The 16,595-nt window shown below is 69.4% G+C and carries 16 protein-coding genes; 10 read left to right on the plus strand and 6 right to left on the minus strand.

Features of this window, described 5'->3' with window-relative positions:
• Positions 1-2 precede the first annotated feature (2 nt).
• From U3653_RS19590 to U3653_RS19610, 5 genes are all read left to right on the plus strand, one after another.
• Positions 3-2,051: an acetyl/propionyl/methylcrotonyl-CoA carboxylase subunit alpha gene (locus U3653_RS19590; RefSeq protein ID WP_195078303.1), complete on the plus strand. Its 2,049-nt coding sequence runs from the start codon at positions 3-5 to the stop codon at positions 2,049-2,051.
• Positions 2,048-3,208, plus strand: coding sequence for an acyl-CoA dehydrogenase family protein (locus U3653_RS19595; RefSeq protein ID WP_195078302.1), 1,161 nt, complete (start codon positions 2,048-2,050; stop codon positions 3,206-3,208). Before U3653_RS19590 ends, U3653_RS19595 begins: the two co-directional genes overlap by 4 nt.
• The gene (locus U3653_RS19600) at positions 3,205-3,690 is read left to right on the plus strand and encodes a MaoC family dehydratase (protein WP_195078301.1); all 486 of its coding nucleotides are present in this window, start codon (positions 3,205-3,207) and stop codon (positions 3,688-3,690) included. The genes U3653_RS19595 and U3653_RS19600 overlap by 4 nt, the downstream gene beginning before the upstream one ends.
• Positions 3,691-3,811: 121 nt before the next feature.
• Positions 3,812-4,624 carry an HpcH/HpaI aldolase/citrate lyase family protein gene (locus tag U3653_RS19605; RefSeq protein ID WP_195078300.1) on the plus strand — a complete coding sequence of 271 codons (813 nt, stop codon included), beginning with the start codon at positions 3,812-3,814 and terminating at the stop codon, positions 4,622-4,624.
• 31 nt (positions 4,625-4,655) lie between these two features.
• A complete protein-coding gene (locus tag U3653_RS19610; RefSeq protein ID WP_195078299.1) occupies positions 4,656-6,605 on the plus strand; it encodes an acetoacetate--CoA ligase in 1,950 nt (649 codons plus the stop codon).
• On the opposite strand, the gene U3653_RS19615 is transcribed toward U3653_RS19610, so the two are convergent.
• The 3 genes from U3653_RS19615 to U3653_RS19625 all read right to left on the minus strand — a co-directional run bounded on the left by U3653_RS19615 (position 6,606) and on the right by U3653_RS19625 (position 7,661).
• On the minus strand, positions 6,606-7,079 hold the full coding sequence (locus tag U3653_RS19615) for a PIN domain nuclease (RefSeq protein WP_323124141.1): 474 nt from the start codon (positions 7,077-7,079) through the stop codon (positions 6,606-6,608).
• Positions 7,076-7,285 (minus strand): type II toxin-antitoxin system VapB family antitoxin, encoded by a 210-nt coding sequence (locus U3653_RS19620; protein WP_084485632.1) that lies wholly within the window; start codon positions 7,283-7,285, stop codon positions 7,076-7,078. Before U3653_RS19620 ends, U3653_RS19615 begins: the two co-directional genes overlap by 4 nt.
• 193 nt (positions 7,286-7,478) lie before the next feature.
• The gene (locus U3653_RS19625) at positions 7,479-7,661 is read right to left on the minus strand and encodes a hypothetical protein (RefSeq protein WP_195078298.1); all 183 of its coding nucleotides are present in this window, start codon (positions 7,659-7,661) and stop codon (positions 7,479-7,481) included.
• A gap of 211 nt (positions 7,662-7,872) precedes the next feature.
• On the opposite strand from U3653_RS19625, the gene U3653_RS19630 reads away from it, so the two are divergent.
• From U3653_RS19630 to U3653_RS19645, 4 genes are all read left to right on the plus strand, one after another.
• Positions 7,873-9,213 carry a cytochrome P450 gene (locus tag U3653_RS19630; RefSeq protein ID WP_323124140.1) on the plus strand — a complete coding sequence of 447 codons (1,341 nt, stop codon included), beginning with the start codon at positions 7,873-7,875 and terminating at the stop codon, positions 9,211-9,213.
• A gap of 280 nt (positions 9,214-9,493) precedes the next feature.
• Positions 9,494-10,735 (plus strand): TetR/AcrR family transcriptional regulator, encoded by a 1,242-nt coding sequence (locus tag U3653_RS19635; RefSeq protein WP_195078296.1) that lies wholly within the window; start codon positions 9,494-9,496, stop codon positions 10,733-10,735.
• A gap of 149 nt (positions 10,736-10,884) precedes the next feature.
• Positions 10,885-12,129, plus strand: a complete 1,245-nt coding sequence (locus U3653_RS19640; protein WP_195078295.1) for a TetR/AcrR family transcriptional regulator — start codon at positions 10,885-10,887, stop codon at positions 12,127-12,129.
• Positions 12,130-12,609: 480 nt separating this feature from the next.
• Positions 12,610-13,497, plus strand: coding sequence for an aldo/keto reductase (locus tag U3653_RS19645; protein ID WP_195078294.1), 888 nt, complete (start codon positions 12,610-12,612; stop codon positions 13,495-13,497).
• Positions 13,498-13,574: 77 nt separating this feature from the next.
• Here the strand turns inward: U3653_RS19645 and U3653_RS19650 are convergent, their stop codons facing one another.
• Together U3653_RS19650 and U3653_RS19655 are read right to left on the minus strand one after the other, a co-directional pair.
• Positions 13,575-14,411 carry an SDR family NAD(P)-dependent oxidoreductase gene (locus U3653_RS19650; protein ID WP_195078293.1) on the minus strand — a complete coding sequence of 279 codons (837 nt, stop codon included), beginning with the start codon at positions 14,409-14,411 and terminating at the stop codon, positions 13,575-13,577.
• Positions 14,412-14,597: 186 nt separating this feature from the next.
• Positions 14,598-15,326, minus strand: a complete 729-nt coding sequence (locus U3653_RS19655; RefSeq protein WP_195078292.1) for a DUF2306 domain-containing protein — start codon at positions 15,324-15,326, stop codon at positions 14,598-14,600.
• Positions 15,327-15,416: 90 nt separating this feature from the next.
• On the opposite strand from U3653_RS19655, the gene U3653_RS19660 reads away from it, so the two are divergent.
• On the plus strand, positions 15,417-16,142 hold the full coding sequence (locus U3653_RS19660) for a TetR/AcrR family transcriptional regulator (protein WP_195078291.1): 726 nt from the start codon (positions 15,417-15,419) through the stop codon (positions 16,140-16,142).
• 78 nt (positions 16,143-16,220) lie between these two features.
• Here U3653_RS19660 and U3653_RS19665 read toward each other — a convergent pair whose 3' ends face one another.
• A complete protein-coding gene (locus tag U3653_RS19665; protein WP_195078290.1) occupies positions 16,221-16,589 on the minus strand; it encodes a hypothetical protein in 369 nt (122 codons plus the stop codon).
• Positions 16,590-16,595 lie beyond the last annotated feature (6 nt).

Raw genomic sequence — 16,595 nt, forward strand, 5'->3', positions numbered from 1 at the left:
CGATGCTGAACAAATCCGTTCCCGTGGGGTTCGACACCGTGCTCGTCGCCAACCGCGGCGAGATCGCGGTGCGGGTGATCCGCACATTGCGCGCGTTGGGCATCCGCTCGGTGGCCGTCTACAGCGACGCCGACGCCGACGCCCGCCACGTCCACGAAGCCGACACGGCGGTGCGCCTCGGCCCGGCCCCGGCACGGGAGAGCTACCTCGACATCGACCGGGTGGTGGCCGCCGCCGTGCGCACCGGCGCGCAAGCGGTGCACCCCGGCTACGGATTCCTCTCGGAGAACGCCGCTTTCGCCGCCGCGCTGGCCGAGGCGGGGATCGTGTTCCTCGGCCCGCCCGCCCGCGCCATCGAGGTGATGGGCGACAAGATCACCGCGAAGAACACCGTGGCCGCGTTCGGCGTCCCGGTGGTGCCAGGCATCGCCACACCCGGCCTGACCGATGACGACCTGATCGCCGCGGCCGCCGAAGTCGGTTATCCGGTGCTGGTCAAGCCGTCCGCGGGCGGCGGAGGCAAGGGCATGCGCCGGGTGGACGATCCGGCCCGGCTGCCGGAGGCGCTGCGCAGCGCCCGGCGCGAGGCCGCCGCCGCGTTCGGCGACGACACGCTGTTTCTGGAACGGTTCGTCACCCAGCCGCGCCACATCGAAGTGCAGATCCTCGCCGACCAGTTCGGCAACGTGCTGCACCTGGGCGAGCGCGAATGCAGCTTGCAGCGCCGCCACCAGAAGGTGATCGAAGAAGCGCCGTCACCGTTGCTGGACGCGGCCACCAGGGCCAGGATCGGCGCGGCCGCCTGCAACACCGCGCGCAGCGTGGACTACGTCGGCGCGGGCACCGTGGAGTTCATCGTCTCCGCCGACCGGCCCGACGAGTTCTTCTTCATGGAGATGAACACCCGCCTGCAGGTCGAGCATCCGGTCACCGAGCTGGTCACCGGCGTCGACCTGGTGGAATGCCAGGTCCGGGTGGCGGCGGGGCAGAAACTGGCGGTGGCGCAGGACGACATCCGCATGGTCGGGCACGCGATCGAGGCCAGGGTGTACGCCGAGGATCCCGGTCGCGGGTTCCTGCCCACCGGCGGTACGGTGCTCGACCTCGACGAGCCGGACGGTCCCGGCGTCCGGGTCGATTCCGGTCTGCGGATCGGCACGCGCGTCGGCAGCGACTACGACCCGATGCTGTCGAAGGTCATCGCGCACGCCGCCGACCGCTCGGCCGCGCTCGCGAAACTCGATCGGGCGCTGGCCGACACCGTGCTGCTCGGCGTGACCAGCAACATCGAATTCCTGCGCTTCCTGCTCGACGACCAGGACGTGGCCGAGGGACGGCTGGACACCGGCCTGCTGGACCGGCGCGTCACCGACTTCCGGCCCTCCGCAGTAGGCGACGACGAGTTCGCCGCCGCGGCGGCCTGGCACTGGCTGCGCCGCTGGCCCGCCGCGCCGCGCGATCCGTGGGAGATCCCGTCCGGCTGGCGGATCGGGGCCGACGCGCCCACGCCGATCCGGCTCGCGGGCGGCGAACGGATCGAGCACGTCTATCTCTCCGGCACCCCGGACGACGGCACGGTACGGGTCGACGACGGCGAAAGTCGTTCGCTGACCGCATCGTTCACCGCATCCGGCGATCGGGGCGCGGGCGTTCTCACGCTCACGCTGGACGGCCTGCGCCGCACCTACCGGGTCGCCGAGCAGGACGGTCTGCTGTGGGTGGCGGGGCCCTCCGGCATCGCGGCGCTGCGCGAAGTGGCGGAAGTCAACGTGCGTGGCGGCGACGAGCACGTGGGCGACGCCGAGATCCGCTCCCCCATGCCCGGCTCGGTGATCGCGGCGCCGGTCGCCTCCGGCGCCACCGTCGCCGCGGGTGATCCGGTGGTCATCGTGGAGGCGATGAAGATGGAGCACTCGCTCACCGCGCCGGTCGCGGGAACCGTCGAACTACTGGTCGAACCGGGCGCCCAAGTGCGCCTGGACCAAGTGCTGGCGCGCATCGTCGCGCAGGACGCAACGAATCACCCCGAACGAGAAGGAATTTCCGCATGACCGACTTCCTGTCCACCGGCACGCTGCCGGAGGAATACCGCGATCTCGCGCTGACCGTGCGCGACTTCGCGCGGTCGGTGGTCGCTCCGGTGGCGGCCGAGCACGACGCGAACCACACCTTCCCGTACGAGGTGGTCGCGGGGATGGCCGAGATGGGCCTGTTCGGGCTGCCGTTCCCGGAGGAGTACGGCGGCATGGGCGGCGACTACTTCGCGCTGTGCCTGGCGCTGGAGGAACTGGGCAAGGTCGACCAGAGCGTGGCGATCACGCTGGAGGCGGGCGTTTCGCTGGGCGCGATGCCGATCTATCGCTTCGGCAACGACAAGCAGAAGCAGGAATGGCTGCCGCAGCTGACCAGCGGCCGCAACCTCGCCGCGTTCGGGCTCACCGAGCCGGGCGCAGGCAGCGACGCGGGCGGCACCAGGACCACCGCGGTCGCCGACGGCGGCGAATGGATCATCAACGGCAGCAAGCAGTTCATCACCAACTCCGGCACCGACATCACCAAGCTGGTCACGGTGACCGCGGTGACCGGGACCACCGGCGGCAAGAAGGAGATCTCGACCATCCTGGTGCCCACCGACACGCCCGGTTTCGTCGCCGAGCCCGCCTACAACAAGGTCGGCTGGAACGCCTCCGACACCCATCCGCTCAGCTTCACCGACGTTCGCGTGCCCGAGGAGAACCTGCTCGGTGAACGCGGGCGCGGCTACGCGAACTTCCTGCGCATCCTCGACGAGGGCCGCATCGCCATCGCCGCGCTCGCGGTCGGGGCCGCGCAGGGCTGCGTCGACGAGAGCGTGCGCTACGCCAAGGAGCGCGAGGCGTTCGGCCAGGTCATCGGGCGCAATCAGGCCATCGCGTTCAAGATCGCCAGGATGGAGGCGCGGGCGCACGCGGCGCGCACGGCCTACTACGACGCGGCGGCGCTGATGCTGGCGGGCAAACCGTTCAAGAAGCAGGCGTCGATCGCCAAGCTGGTGGCCAGCGAGGCCGCCATGGACAACGCCCGCGACGCGACACAGATCTTCGGCGGCTACGGGTTCATGAACGAGTACGCCGTCGCCCGGCACTATCGCGACAGCAAGATCCTGGAAATCGGCGAGGGGACGACGGAGGTGCAGCTGATGCTGATCGGACGGGAGCTGGGCCTGTGACCCGGCGGACGGTCGTGCAGCGCGGCCTGTGGTTCGAGGAGTTCGACACCGAGGTGGTCTACGAGCACCGGCCCGGCCGCACCATCACCGAGGCGGACAACGTCCTGTTCACCACGCTGACCATGAACACCCAGGCGCTGCATCTGGACGCGGCGTTCAGCGAGCGGTTGCCCCCGTTCAACCAGCGGCTGGTGAACTCGATGTTCACCCTGTCCACCTTGATCGGGCTCTCGGTGGCGCAGCTGACCCAGGGCACCATCGTGGCCAATCTCGGCTTCTCGGAAGTCGCGTTCCCCAAGCCGCTGTTCCACGGCGACACCATGTACGCCGAGACCGTGGTCACCGGCAAGCGCGAGTCGAAGAGCCGTCCCGGCGAGGGCATCGTGACCTTCGCGCACACGGCGCGCAACCAGCACGGCGACATCGTCGCGACCGCGGTGCGCAAGACGCTGGTGCGCAAGGCGCCGGAGGGCGGCGCATGAGGGGGCCGGGTGGGCGACAGCGCGGCGTCGGCACGGGCTGCGCACGTACCCATGATCAACCTGGCATGAGCGGTCGGACCTCGGGATGGCAGTGCCGCGCGCATGCCGGAGATGATGCCGCGTGAGCTGGGAGATGGCGGGCCCGGCGTGGTTGTTCTGCCCCGCCGACCGCCCCGAGCGCTTCGCGAAGGCAGCGGACGCGGCCGATGTGGTGATCCTCGATTTGGAGGACGGCGTCGCCGCGCACGACAAGGCCGCGGCACGGAAGGCGCTGCTGGATACCCCCATGGATCCGGAGACCACGGTGGTGCGGGTCAACGCCGCGGGCACCGATGACCACGCGCTCGATCTGGCGGCCATCGCCGAAACCTCCTATCGAAGGCTCATGCTGCCGAAATGCGAAGCCGCCGAACAGGTGACGACGTTGGCGGACTACGAGGTGATCGCGCTGATCGAGTCGCCGCTCGGCGCGCTCGCCGTCGGCGCGGCGATGACGGCGCGCAACGCGATCGGCGTCATGTGGGGCGCGGAGGATCTGGTCGCCGGGCTCGGCGGCACCGCGAGCAGGCACGCCGACGGCGGCTATCGAGACGTGGCCCGGCACGTGCGCTCCACCGCGCTGCTGGCCGCCAAGGCGTACGGCAAGTTCGCGCTCGACTCGGTGTACCTGGACATTCGCGATCTGGACGGGCTGCGCACCGAAGCCGAGGACGCGGTCGCCGTCGGATTCGACGCCAAGGTCGCGATCCACCCGCGCCAGGTGCCGGTGTTGCGGGCCGCCTACGCACCCTCCGAAGAAGAGGTCGCCTGGGCCCGCCGGGTGCTGGCGGAAGCGCCGAACCACCGCGGCGTCTTCGCCTTCGAGGGCAGGATGGTCGATGGCCCCGTGTTCCGGCACGCCGAGCAGATCGTGCGGCGCGCCGACCGCGCCTGAGCACCGAGTTTCCACAGTCAGGAGGACCGCGATGCAACCACAATGGGTGCCGACCGAAGCGGACATCGCCGCGGCGAGGATCACCGACTTCGCACGATTCGTGGCCGAGCGCACCGGTGTGCGCGCGGCCGACTATCACGCGCTGTGGCAGTGGTCGGTCGATGATCTCGCCGGGTTCTGGCACGCGCTGTGGGACTACTTCGAACTCGGCGACATCGCGGGCGAAGTGCTGGCGAGCGCGCGGATGCCCGGCGCGCAGTGGTTCCCCGGCACCCGGCTGAACTATGTGGACCAGGTGATCCGGCAGCTGCGCACCGACCGGCCCGCGATCAAGGCGGTCAGCGAGGACGCACCGATCCGGGAGGTGTCCTGGGCCGAACTGATCGACCACACCGCCGCTTTCGCGCGCACGCTGCGTTCGCTGGGCGTGCGGCCGGGCGACCGGGTGGCGGGTTACCTGCCCAACATCCCGGAGGCGGTGATCGCGTTCCTCGCCACCGCGAGCATCGGCGCGGTCTGGAGCGCCTGCGGACAGGACTACTCGCCGAAAGCCGCGCTGGACCGGCTCGGACAGCTGGAGCCCACCGTCCTGGTCACCGCCGACGGCTACCGCTTCGGCGGCAAGGCGCACGACAAGCGCGACGACATCGCCGCGTTGCGAGCGGGCCTGGACTCGCTGAAGGGCACGATCGCGGTCTCCCGGCTCGGGCTCGACGTGCCGGACACGACCTCCTGGGACGAGGCGGTGACCACCACGGACTCGCCGCCTCCGGTGATCACCACGGAGTCGGTCGACTTCGACCATCCGCTGTGGATCGTGTTCTCCTCCGGCACGACGGGCCTGCCGAAGGGCATCGTGCACGGCCACGGCGGCGTGCTGCTGGAACACCTCAAAGCCGTTGCCCTGCAATCGGACATCGGCCCCGAGGACACCTTCTTCTGGTACACCAGCCCGAGCTGGATGATGTGGAACTTCCAGATCGCGGGCCTGCTGACCGGGGCGACCATCGTGACCTACGACGGCAGCCCCACCGCGCCGGCGCCGGACGCGCTGTGGCGGATCGCCGCCGAGGTCGGCGCCACCGTGCTCGGCGCGAGTCCCGGCTACGTCCTGGCCTGCATCAAGGCGGGCTCGGCGCCGCGTGCCGACCACGACCTGTCGGCGCTGCGCACCGTCGGCATCACCGGTTCCTCGCTGCCCACCTCATCGGCGCTGTGGCTGGGCGAGAACGTCGGCGAGCACGTCCAGGTCTCGTCCATCAGCGGCGGCACCGACGTGGTGTCGGCGTTCATCGGCGGCGTGCGCACCGTGCCCGTGTGGCCGGGCGAGCTGTCCGCGCCCTACCTCGGCGTCGCGCTGGACGCCTACGACCCGGCGGGGCAGCCGGTGCGCGGCGAGGTGGGCGAACTCGTCGTCACCGCGCCGATGCCGTCCATGCCGGTCTCCTTCTGGCGCGACGAGGACGGCAAGCGTTATCACGACGCGTATTTCGACATGTTCCCCGGCGTGTGGCGGCACGGCGACTGGATCACCATCACCGACCACCACAGCGTGATCGTGCACGGACGCTCGGACTCCACGCTCAACCGGCACGGCATCCGGATGGGCAGCGCCGACATCTACCAGTCCGTCGAACGGCTCCCGGAGATCGCCGAAGCGCTGGTGATCGGCGCCGAGCAACCCGACGGCGGATATTGGATGCCGCTGTTCGTCACCCTGGCGCCCGGCGCGGAACTCACCGACGAGCTGAAAGCGCGCGTCGCCGGCACGATTCGCACCGAGGTATCCCCCCGCCACGTGCCCGACGAGATAATCCTGGCCCCCGGCATCCCGCACACCCGCACCGGCAAGAAGCTCGAGGTACCGATCAAGAAACTGTTCCAGGGCGCCGACCCGAGCCGCGTCGTCGAACGCAGCGCCGTGGACAACCCGGACCTGCTCGACTGGTACGCCACCATCCGGCCCAGCGTGCGCGGGTGACTACGACGGCGCGCGTCCGGGACCACGTACGGCGACTTCCTGGTTGAGGCTGCCCTGTGGCACCACCCAGACATGGGGCTGCCTCGTCACCGACGCGATGTGTTCGAAATCCGCGTCATAGTGGACCAGTACGGCCCCGTGGAACTCGGCCACCGCGGCGGTGAGCAGATCCACGATCCCCGCGGCTCGATGGTGACCTTTGCGCGCCATCAATTGTTGAACTTCGCGCGCACGGTCGGCGATCGTCTCATTGATCGGGAGGTTGACGTAGAGGGAGCGCCGTCGTTGTGCGACGTTCTGCACGTCGGCGAGGTTGCGCCCCGAGTAACCGGCCTCCAAGTCCACCGTCACGCAGGTCGCGGCCGCACGGTCGGCGATCAGGCCGGCGATGACCGTGCGTACCGGCTCATACGCGAGCCTGGCGCTCGCGGAGGTGTCCACCAGATGCAAACGGAGCGGAGTGGTCTCGGTCAACGGCGGGCCTCGCGCATGACGTCCGCGTCACCTATGTCAGGGCCGACTCCGAACCCGTACGGGTCGGTCAACACTTGCTCGATCCGGCGGCGCCGGTCGGCGACGAATTCCAGCGCCGCGTTGACCGTGTCCTTCTTGGTGGTGGTGCCCAACTCCTTGGCGGCTAAGGCTAGAGCTTCGTCGTTGAGATCGATCATCGTCTTCATATATGCAAGGATATATCCAGCGAAACCTTGGCAGCAATACTTTCGCACCGGCGTGGTCGCACCCGGCGCGGGAAGTGCACGGTCACGGTGCGTGCGGGTGGGCTGCGCACGACTACCCGCCCGACCTGGACCGAATTGGGATGCCGAACGTGAGGCTTCCGGGCTGTTACGAGTTCGGCTGCGGCGCAGGGTCTTATCCGCGGTAGGCGCGGCCGCCGATGGACGCGGTGAAGACCGCCGCACGTGCGCCGCGAGCGGCTTCCAGGTTGCGCTTCTCCTGCGGGGTGAGCCGATAGCGCGCCGTGATCCGCCGTACCGCGGCGATCACGGCGCCGAGCACCGGTATGGGGTCCACCGGGCGCAAAGCCAACGCCATGACGAACTCCTTACCAGAAAGACGCACCGGTACAGGCGAATTCGACTGAATCGAAGCGGTGGCGCTCCGGCACGGGCATCTGATTCGCCGCGTCCGGACGCACGAGAGCGCCGGATGGCGATCCGGCTTTCGCAGGTGGCATGGACCGGCGTCGGGGTTTCTCCTAGCGTGGAAGCGACAGATGGTTCGACATCCGCGTGGAGGTGGCATCGTGGCCGCACAGGACGTCCGAGAACGCACCGGGCCCGCGGGCTTTCCGCCGGGACCGGCGCTGCCGCCGCTCGTGCAGAGCGCGTTGTTCCAGCGGGACCGGGCCCGCTTCCTCACCGCGATGACCCGCCGCTACGGTGACGTCTTCACGCTGCGGATCCCGCCGTTCGCCGACCACGTCGTGGTGTACTCGCGGCCGGAACACATCAAGGAGATCTTCGCGGGCGATCCGCGCGACTTGCACGCGGGCGAGGGCAACCAGATCCTCGGAACGATCATGGGTCCGCACTCGCTCTTGCTGACCGACGAGGCCGAGCACGCGCGGGCGCGCAGGTTGCTCATGCCCGCGTTCAACGGTGCGGCGCTGCGCGGCTACCGGGCGCTGATCACCGAGATCGCGGCCGCGGAGGCCGGCAGCTGGGCGGCCGGATCCACGGTGCGCATGCTGGACCGGATGAACGCGCTCACCCTCGAGGTGATCACCCGGGTGGTCTTCGGCGTCACCGACGAGCGGATCAGGGCCGAGCTGAACCCGCGCCTGAACCGGATCGTCCACCTGAACCCGCTGGTCTTCCTCGGGTTCAAAAGCGACCGATTGCGCCGGATCGGGCCATGGAAGAGCTTCGCCGAGAACCTCGCGGCGGTGGACGCCTTGCTCTACGCGGAAATCGCCGATCGGCGGCGGGCGGCCGATCTGGCCGGGCGTACCGACGTGCTCTCGCGCCTGCTCCAAGTCGACGACGGCGACGCGCCGCTCACCGACGCCGAACTCCGCGATCAGCTCATCACCTTGCTGCTGGCCGGGCACGAGACCACCGCGTCGGCGCTGTCCTGGGCACTCTACGAACTCGCCGCCGATCCCGGGATCCAGCGGCAGGCGGCGGAGGCGGCGCGCACCGGCGACGAGCGATATCTGGACGCGGTGCTCAAGGAGGCCATGCGGCTGCGCACCATCATCTCCGGCACCAATCGAAAACTGACCAGAGACATGACGATCGGCGGGCAGCGGCTTCCGGCCGGCACCGTGGTCGCCACCTCGATAGTCCTCGCACACCGGCGTACCGAGGCCTACCCCGACGTCGCCGTCTTCCGCCCGGCCCGTTTCCTCGACGGCGAAGTGGCGCCGAACACCTGGCTACCGTTCGGCGGCGGCGTGCGGCGGTGCATCGGCGCGGGGTTCTCACTGCTCGAAGGCACCACGGTGCTGCGGGAAATCCTCGTCCGCCACAACCTTTCGCTCCCCGCGGGAAGCGCGCCGGAGCGCGGCAAGATCCGCAACATCACCACCGTGCCGCGCGGCAGGGCGCGGGTGGTGGTCGACCGGCAGCCAACCAGTATGTGAACAATGATTCTTTGCCAGTGCAGCTCTTGTACTGGATCTATATTCGTGTAAGTTGGTCTCTGTTCGACAGACCGAACCACGGCACGGCGCGCACGGTGCCCCGCGCTTCGGCCGAGTCCGGTCGTCGACCTCCGGACGCGCCGGCGCGCGCATCCCGCCTTGTCGCGCGCCGGCGCACACCGGAGAACAGGTACAGCTCCCGGGGGCCGCTCATCCCCGGGAGCCGTATCCCGTGACACGGCGGGCCCGGCCATACGGCCAGGTCGTTACGATGTTCGTCATGAGTGTCGACAATCGCCGTACGGCGCGGAAGGCGAGCACCGGCGACTCGGCACCCCGCGAGATCCGGCGCAGGCCGAAGAACCGCCGTGCCCAGATCGCCGCGGCGTCGGCCGCCGCGTTCGGCGCGCTCGGCTACCACGGCGTGAGCATGGACGACATCGCCTCCGGGCTCGGCATCAGCTCGGCGGCGTTGTATCGCCACTATCCGAGCAAGTACGCGCTGTTCCGGGAGGAACTGCTGCGCGTCGGCCAGGCGATGACCGAATCGGTCGAGTTGCCCGAGGCGGCGGCCGAGTGGACTGCCGAGCAGCGGTTGCGGCACGTGCTCGACGCGCTCATCGCGGTCACCATCGACAACCGCCCCACCGTCACGCTGGTGCGCTGGGAGGTCAGGTACCTCGAGCCCGACGACCAGGTCACGCTCAACGAACAGCAGGCAACGGTGCTCGGCGCGCTGGGCGGCCAGCTGGCCGCGCTGCGCCCGGAACTCTCCGACGAAGACGTGCGCGTGCTGCGCGCCGCGCTGCTCAGCACGATCACCAGCATCGCCGACCACCATGCCGCCCTCCCGGCGAAAGCCCTTGCGCGCCTGCTGCATTCGGCATGCTGGGCGGTGGCGCACGCGAAGCTGCCCGCGACGGGCGCGGTGGAGCCGGTCGCGGTGGTGGAGATTCCGAATTCGTTCAAACACGAACTGCTGCTGCGCAAAGCGGTCGAGTTGTTCCACGAGCGCGGCTATCCCAACGTCAGCGTGGAGGACATCGCCACCGCCGCAGGGCTTTCGGCGGCCTCGGCGGTGTACCGGTTCTACCGGGGCAAGAGCGACATCCTGGCCGCCGCGTTCCGCCGTGCCGCCGAACGGGTGTCCGGCGCCGTCGGCCCGGCCGTGGCAGCCGCCACCGATTCCGAGGACGCGCTCACCGCGCTGATCACGCAATACGTCGCGGGGTCGTTCGCCGAGCGCGCTCTGACCTTCGTGTATTACACCGAATTCCAGCACGTGCCCGCCGAAGAACGCACGGTGCTGCGCAATATCCAGCGGCTCAGCGTCGAGGAGTGGGCCCGGTTGCTGCGCGAGGTGCGTCCGGAACTGGCTCCGGCGGAGGCGCGCATCCTCGTGCACGCGGCCTTCGCGGTGGTCGTCGACCTGGGCCGCGCGTTCGGCGACGAACCACTGGCCGCCCAGGACCGGGTGCGCCTGCTGATGCAGCTGGTGCTGTTCGGACGGCCCGCGCGATAGCGCTATAAGTTAGCCGATATTCACATTCTTCTGGCCGCATAGTGCGACCTGGCAAGCTGATCACAGGATTTTTGTGATCTACCATTCATTTCTTCTCGGCACAGGGTAGCGTTGGCGTACCGAACGCTGTGGTGGGCTACCATCGCGGCATGGGTGCCCAGGATCGCCACGCGGCGGACAAGGCGGCCGACGGGACACCGGCACGGGTGATCCGGCGCCGACCACGCGACCGCCGAGCCCAGATCGCGGCGGCGTCGGCCGAGGCGTTCGGGGCTCTGGGCTACCACGGCGTCAGCATGGACGACATCGCCTCGCGGCTCGACATCAGCTCCGCGGCGCTGTACCGCCACTATCCGAGCAAATACGCGCTGTTCCGCGAGGAAGTGCTCCGGTTGGGCACGGTCAGCGCGGAAGCGGTCCGGCTGCCCGATGCCACCGAGCTGCCCGCCGAGCAACGCCTTGCGCGGGTGCTCGACGCCCTGATCGAGGCCGCGATCGCCAACCGGCGCAGCGCCGCACTGCTGCGCTGGCAGCGGCGCTACCTGGAGGAACAGGACGCGGCGACGCTGGCCGATCAGCTCGCGGGCGTGAACGCGACGCTCACCTCCCTGCTCGCCGAGACCAGGCCCGCGCTGTCCAAGGCCGACCGCGCCGTGCTCGCCGCGGCGGAGCTGAGCGTGCTCAGCAGCATCGGCGATCACCACGTGTCGATCCCGGTACGGACACTCACCACACGACTGACCGCGGCCTGCCAGGCGCTTGCCGCGTGCGAGCTGCCGCCGCCCGGCAGCGCCGAAGCCGAGCGCTTCACCGCGACCGAGATCCCGCTGACCTTCAAACACGAGCTGCTGCTGATGCGCGCGGTCGAACTGTTCCACCAGCGCGGGTACCCGAACGTCAGCGTGGAGGACATCGCCACCGCAGCCGGACTGCCCGCCTCCTCGGCGGTGTACCGGTTCTACCGGGGCAAGGGCGACATCCTCACGGCGGCGTTCCGCCGCGCGGCGGAACGGGTGTCGGCCGCCATCGGCCCTGCCGTCTCCGCGGCCGAGACGCCCGAACAAGCGCTCGACACGCTGATCGAGTTGTATGTGGCGGGCTCGTTCGCCGAGCGCGAGCTCACCTTCGTCTACTACGCCGAGATCAGCAACGTGCCGCCGGATGAGCGCACCGTCCTGCGCAATATCCAGCGCCTCAACGTGGAGGAATGGGCCAAACTACTGGCCGATGTGCGGCCCGAGCTGTCCGCCGCCGAGGCGCGGCTACTGGTCCACGCCGCCTTCGCCCTGGTAGTCGACCTGGGCGAACGCTTCGGCTCCACCGACCCGGCCTGCTCCCCCCGGCGCGTCATCCGCCTGATGCAAGTGATCCTCTTCGGCCGCCCAGCGCACTAGCGCGACGCTCCACGGCGACGTCCACCGATCCACGGACGGAGGCGGTGACGCACCGGCTGAGCCCATCACAGCGCGTCCACCGCGAGTGGCACATGGATGCGGCGAATCGCGAGTGCGGCCCGCGACGGTGTGTCACTCCACCGACGTCGACCAGCCCGGCGCACGGGAGGCCGGACGTACCCGCCGGGAGGCGGTCCGGGTGGGGTCGCGGCGTTCAGGTGCCGGTCGCTCGGGGTGCTCGGTCATCGCGTCCGAAGTACGGTGGGACTCGTGCCGGCTACTTGGGCGTTGCCGGTAGGCCGGACTTCGGGCGCAGGCCCTCGGCCGGCTCGAGGATGCGGGCGGTTTACGCCGCCGGCGAACAGCGCGGCGGGAATCGAGCCGCCGACAGCGCTGTTGGGGCAGGAAGAGCGCGCGGCCCGACCGGCGCGGCGTTCGTAGAGCATCGATGTAGTTTTCCGACTTCGGAAGGACGAATCCATGAGCACAGATCTCGACGCGCAACCCGCCGCGGCCTCCGGAACCTTCGCCATCGGCGGCGATCTACCGGTGCATCGGCTGGGGTACGGCGCGATGCAGCTGACCGGCCCCGGCGTATGGGGTGATCCCAAGGACCCCGACGAGGCGGTGCGGGTGCTGCGCCGCGCGGTGGAACTCGGCGTCAATTTCATCGATACCGCCGACTCCTACGGCCCGTTCGTCAGCGAGAAACTGATCCGCAAGGCCCTGCACCCGTATCCGGAGGGCCTGGTGATCGCCACCAAGGCCGGTCTCACCCGGCAGGGTCCCAACGAGTGGCGTCCGGTCGCGCGACCCGAATACCTGCGTCAGCAAGCCGAACTCAGCCTGCGCCATCTCGGCGTCGACCGGATCGACCTCTACCAGCTGCACCGCATCGACCCGCAGGTGCCGCTGGCCGATCAGCTCGGTGAACTCGTGGCGCTCCAGCAGGAGGGCAAGATCCGGCACATCGGCCTCTCCCAGGTGACCGTCGAACAGCTGCGGCAGGCGCGCGAACTCGCCACCATCGTCTCGGTGCAGAACCTGTACAACCTCGCCAACCGCGCCGACGAGGATGTGCTGAACTACGCCGAGCGGGAGAACATCGGCTTCATCCCGTGGTTCCCCATCGCCACGGGCGAACTCGCCGCCCCAGGCGGTCCGCTGGCGGCCATCTCCGCCGGGCACGGCGCGACCCCCGCCCAGCTCGCCCTGGCCTGGCTGCTGCGCCGCTCCCCCGTCGTGCTGCCGATCCCGGGCACCTCCAGCGTCGCGCACGTCGAAGAGAACATCGCCGCCGCGCGAATCGAATTGACCGACAAGGAATTCGAGGCACTGTCGGCCGCCACCGGGTCGGCCGGGAAATAGTCGGCACGGCCGTCGGAGGGGCACCCGCTGTGTGCGGGCGCCGCCGAACGCGACCACTTGGTGGTTCGCGTGTGGTTTCAGGAATCGAAGCCGGTGTTCAACCCGAGCTCGGCGGTCGCATCCAGCTCGGCGGCGACTCGAGCCAGCTTGCCCCGGATGCCTTGGACGGCATCCGGGCCAAGTGCCAGGCGCAGCGGTGCGCCGGGCCGGCCGACGGTGGCCAAGACCGCGGCGGCGGCTTTGTCGGGGTCGCCTTCCTGCTGCTGATCGGACTCGGGCAACCCGTCGCGGACCACGCCGGCGGTGGCGGCGTAGTCGGGGATCGCGGCGCTGACGGCCAGCGCGGCGGGTTTGGCGAAACCGGTGCGGAACGCGCCGGGCTCGACGATGAGCACCTGAATGCCCAGCGGCTCGACCTCCTGGGCAAGGGCTTCGCTGGCCAGTTCCAGCGCGCCCTTGGCGGCGCTGTAGATGCCGACGCCCGCGAAGGACATGAACCCGCCCATGCTCGTCACCTGCACGATCGCGCCCGATCGGCGTTCCCGCATCTGGGGCAGCACCAAGCGGGTCAGTCGCAGCGGGGCGTGGAACATGACATCCATGGCGGCGCGCTCATCGGCCTCATCGGTTTCCTCGATCGCGCCGACGACGCCGTAACCGGCGTTGTTGACCAGCACGTCCACGCGCCCGGCCTCCTTCACCGCGCGCTCGGCGGCCGCCGGATCCCGCACGTCCAGCGGCACGACCCGCACCCGGTCCGGCTGTGCGGCAGCGAGCTCGGCCATCGTCTCGGGTCGGCGCACAGCCGCGACCACCTCGTCGCCGGCCGCGAGCACGGCGCGGGTGAACGCCGCACCGAAGCCGCTGTTGGCACCGGTGATCAACCAGCGCCGCACCGTGTTCTCCGTAGTCATGATGCTCCTTCTCACTTTGCCGCCCGTTGAGCGCGGTCGATTCAAAATATCGATGCCGCCGCCGGATTCGGTCGGCGGACTACAGCCGCACGCCGCGTTCTCCCTGAAACGCCTGCGGCCAGAGCTTCGCCGGATTCACAGCCGGCCTTTGTATGTGGCGAGAGGCGGCCCGAGAACCGCACAGGATCAGGCAGCCGGATCGAGGCGGCGCCGCCTCATCGGGGAAACCGTCGCGGGGCCGGGTCGCCGGTCCAGCCACCATTGCGCGATCAGCAGCGACAAGGTCCAGCCCAGCCAGGTGCCGATGCCGGCGATGGTCTGGATGAGCAGCGTCTCGTCCCCATGAAAGGTGGTGTCCAGCAGCGGGTTCAGCATCAGGAACAAGATCGCCCCCAGCACGCGGTTGAGCATGATCGACAGAGTCAGCGCGAAACTGCGGATCATCCACCGCCGGTGGTCGCCGAACCGGCGCTCACGGGCCGCCCGCAGACCGGCGAGCGTCGTGACCAGCCACAGCAGCGACAGCATCACATTGCTCACCCGAGCGACCGGACCGAACGGGCTGGTCGCGCCGATCACCAACCCGGCGAGCCCGGCCGGAAGCACGCCCGCGAAAACATAGGCGCGGCCGAGGATCCGATGCAGCCGCGGATGCCGCGCGCGAAACCACGGCCAGACCTGGAAGCCGCAGCTCAGAATGGCCGCCGACGCACAGATCACGTGCACCACCAGCAGGGGATAGTGCAGGGCGAGACCCGGGTCGGGCACTCGCGACAGGGAACGATCGAAAGTCAGGTAGGGCGGAAGGGAGAACGCGACGAAAGCGAACACCAGTACCAGCAGCGGCCCCGTCCACGGGCGTCGCCACCAGGACGTGGGGGCGGGACGAGGCGATTGCCGGGGCGGAACACTCATGAGGGACCATCCGGGAGTAACCGAGAAGCATGACTGCGTATAACATACGCAGATGCGTATGTCATACGCAATGCCCATGAGGAGTGACTTGTGAGCGATGAGCTACCCGCGGTCGCGCGGTTGTTGTGGTCGGGACAGCGGGGATCCGGGCGCGGGCCGCGCCCCGCGCTGACGCTCGACGGCATCGTCGCCGAAGCGATCGCGCTGGCCGACGCGGACGGCATCGGAGCACTGTCGATGCAGCGGGTCGCCAAGCAACTCGGTGCCGCGACCATGTCGCTCTACCGGCACGTGCCCAGCAAAGACGACCTGATCTCGCTCATGCTCGACGCGGCGATGGCAACGCCCCCGGAGCTGCCGTCCGGTGACTGGCGGCGGGCGATCGAACAATGGACCCGCGCGATGCGGCAGCTGTATCTGCGCCACCCCTGGGTGCTTGCCGTCGGCACGGGCAACCGCTACCTGGGACCGAACGAAGCCTTGTGGGGGGAAGTCGCCACGCGCGCATTGCTCGACGGAGGCCTGCCGCCGAGTCTGGTGACCGAGACCTTGCTGTCGATGAGCGCGTTCACCGCGGGAGTGACCCGCCTCGAGATCGACCCGACCAAGGGGCGTGGCGCTCCCCGCCACGCGGGGCCGGTCCTGGATCCGGCGGTGATGACCGAGTTCGGTGGCGCCGAACGCTTTCCGGCCCTCATCGCCGTCGCCGCCGAGGGCGCACCGGAGCGGGAAGGTGCGCACGCCGCTGCGGCAGCGGTATTCGAGTTCGGGCTGACCGCCCTCATCGATGGCGTCGCCAACCGCATGCGCGGATGATGCTCGGCGCCGAGCGATGGCGGCATGTCACGCCCGCGCGGCGATGCGCACGTCATCGCTCCCGCCAGGGGCACGCACTCAGCGACCGCCGATGAAAAACCGTGCGGGAACGAACAGTTCGTGTCCGGATTCGAAGCGGACGGAAACCCCGTCGGCCCGCCATTGCGCCTCCAGTATCACTAGATCCGGCGTGCCCGTGATTCGTACTTCGACCGCATGCCCGTAGCTCATATCCGGTTGCCGGCTCACCCATACCTCGTCGGGAGACCGCCGCCGTAGCAGCGCGCTTTCGCGACGGACCACGCCGACGTGATATGTGGCCCCGTCGTATTCGACGGTCTCCGGCTGGGTATGGACCTTACGTACCTCGGTATGACCGAAGGTGGTATCCACGAAGACCGCCCCGAGCAGGACCAGAACGACGATCCCCCCGAGCAGCCATCGCACCGTACG

The organism is Nocardia implantans, assembly GCF_035544775.1.
Taxonomy (GTDB): domain Bacteria; phylum Actinomycetota; class Actinomycetes; order Mycobacteriales; family Mycobacteriaceae; genus Nocardia; species Nocardia implantans.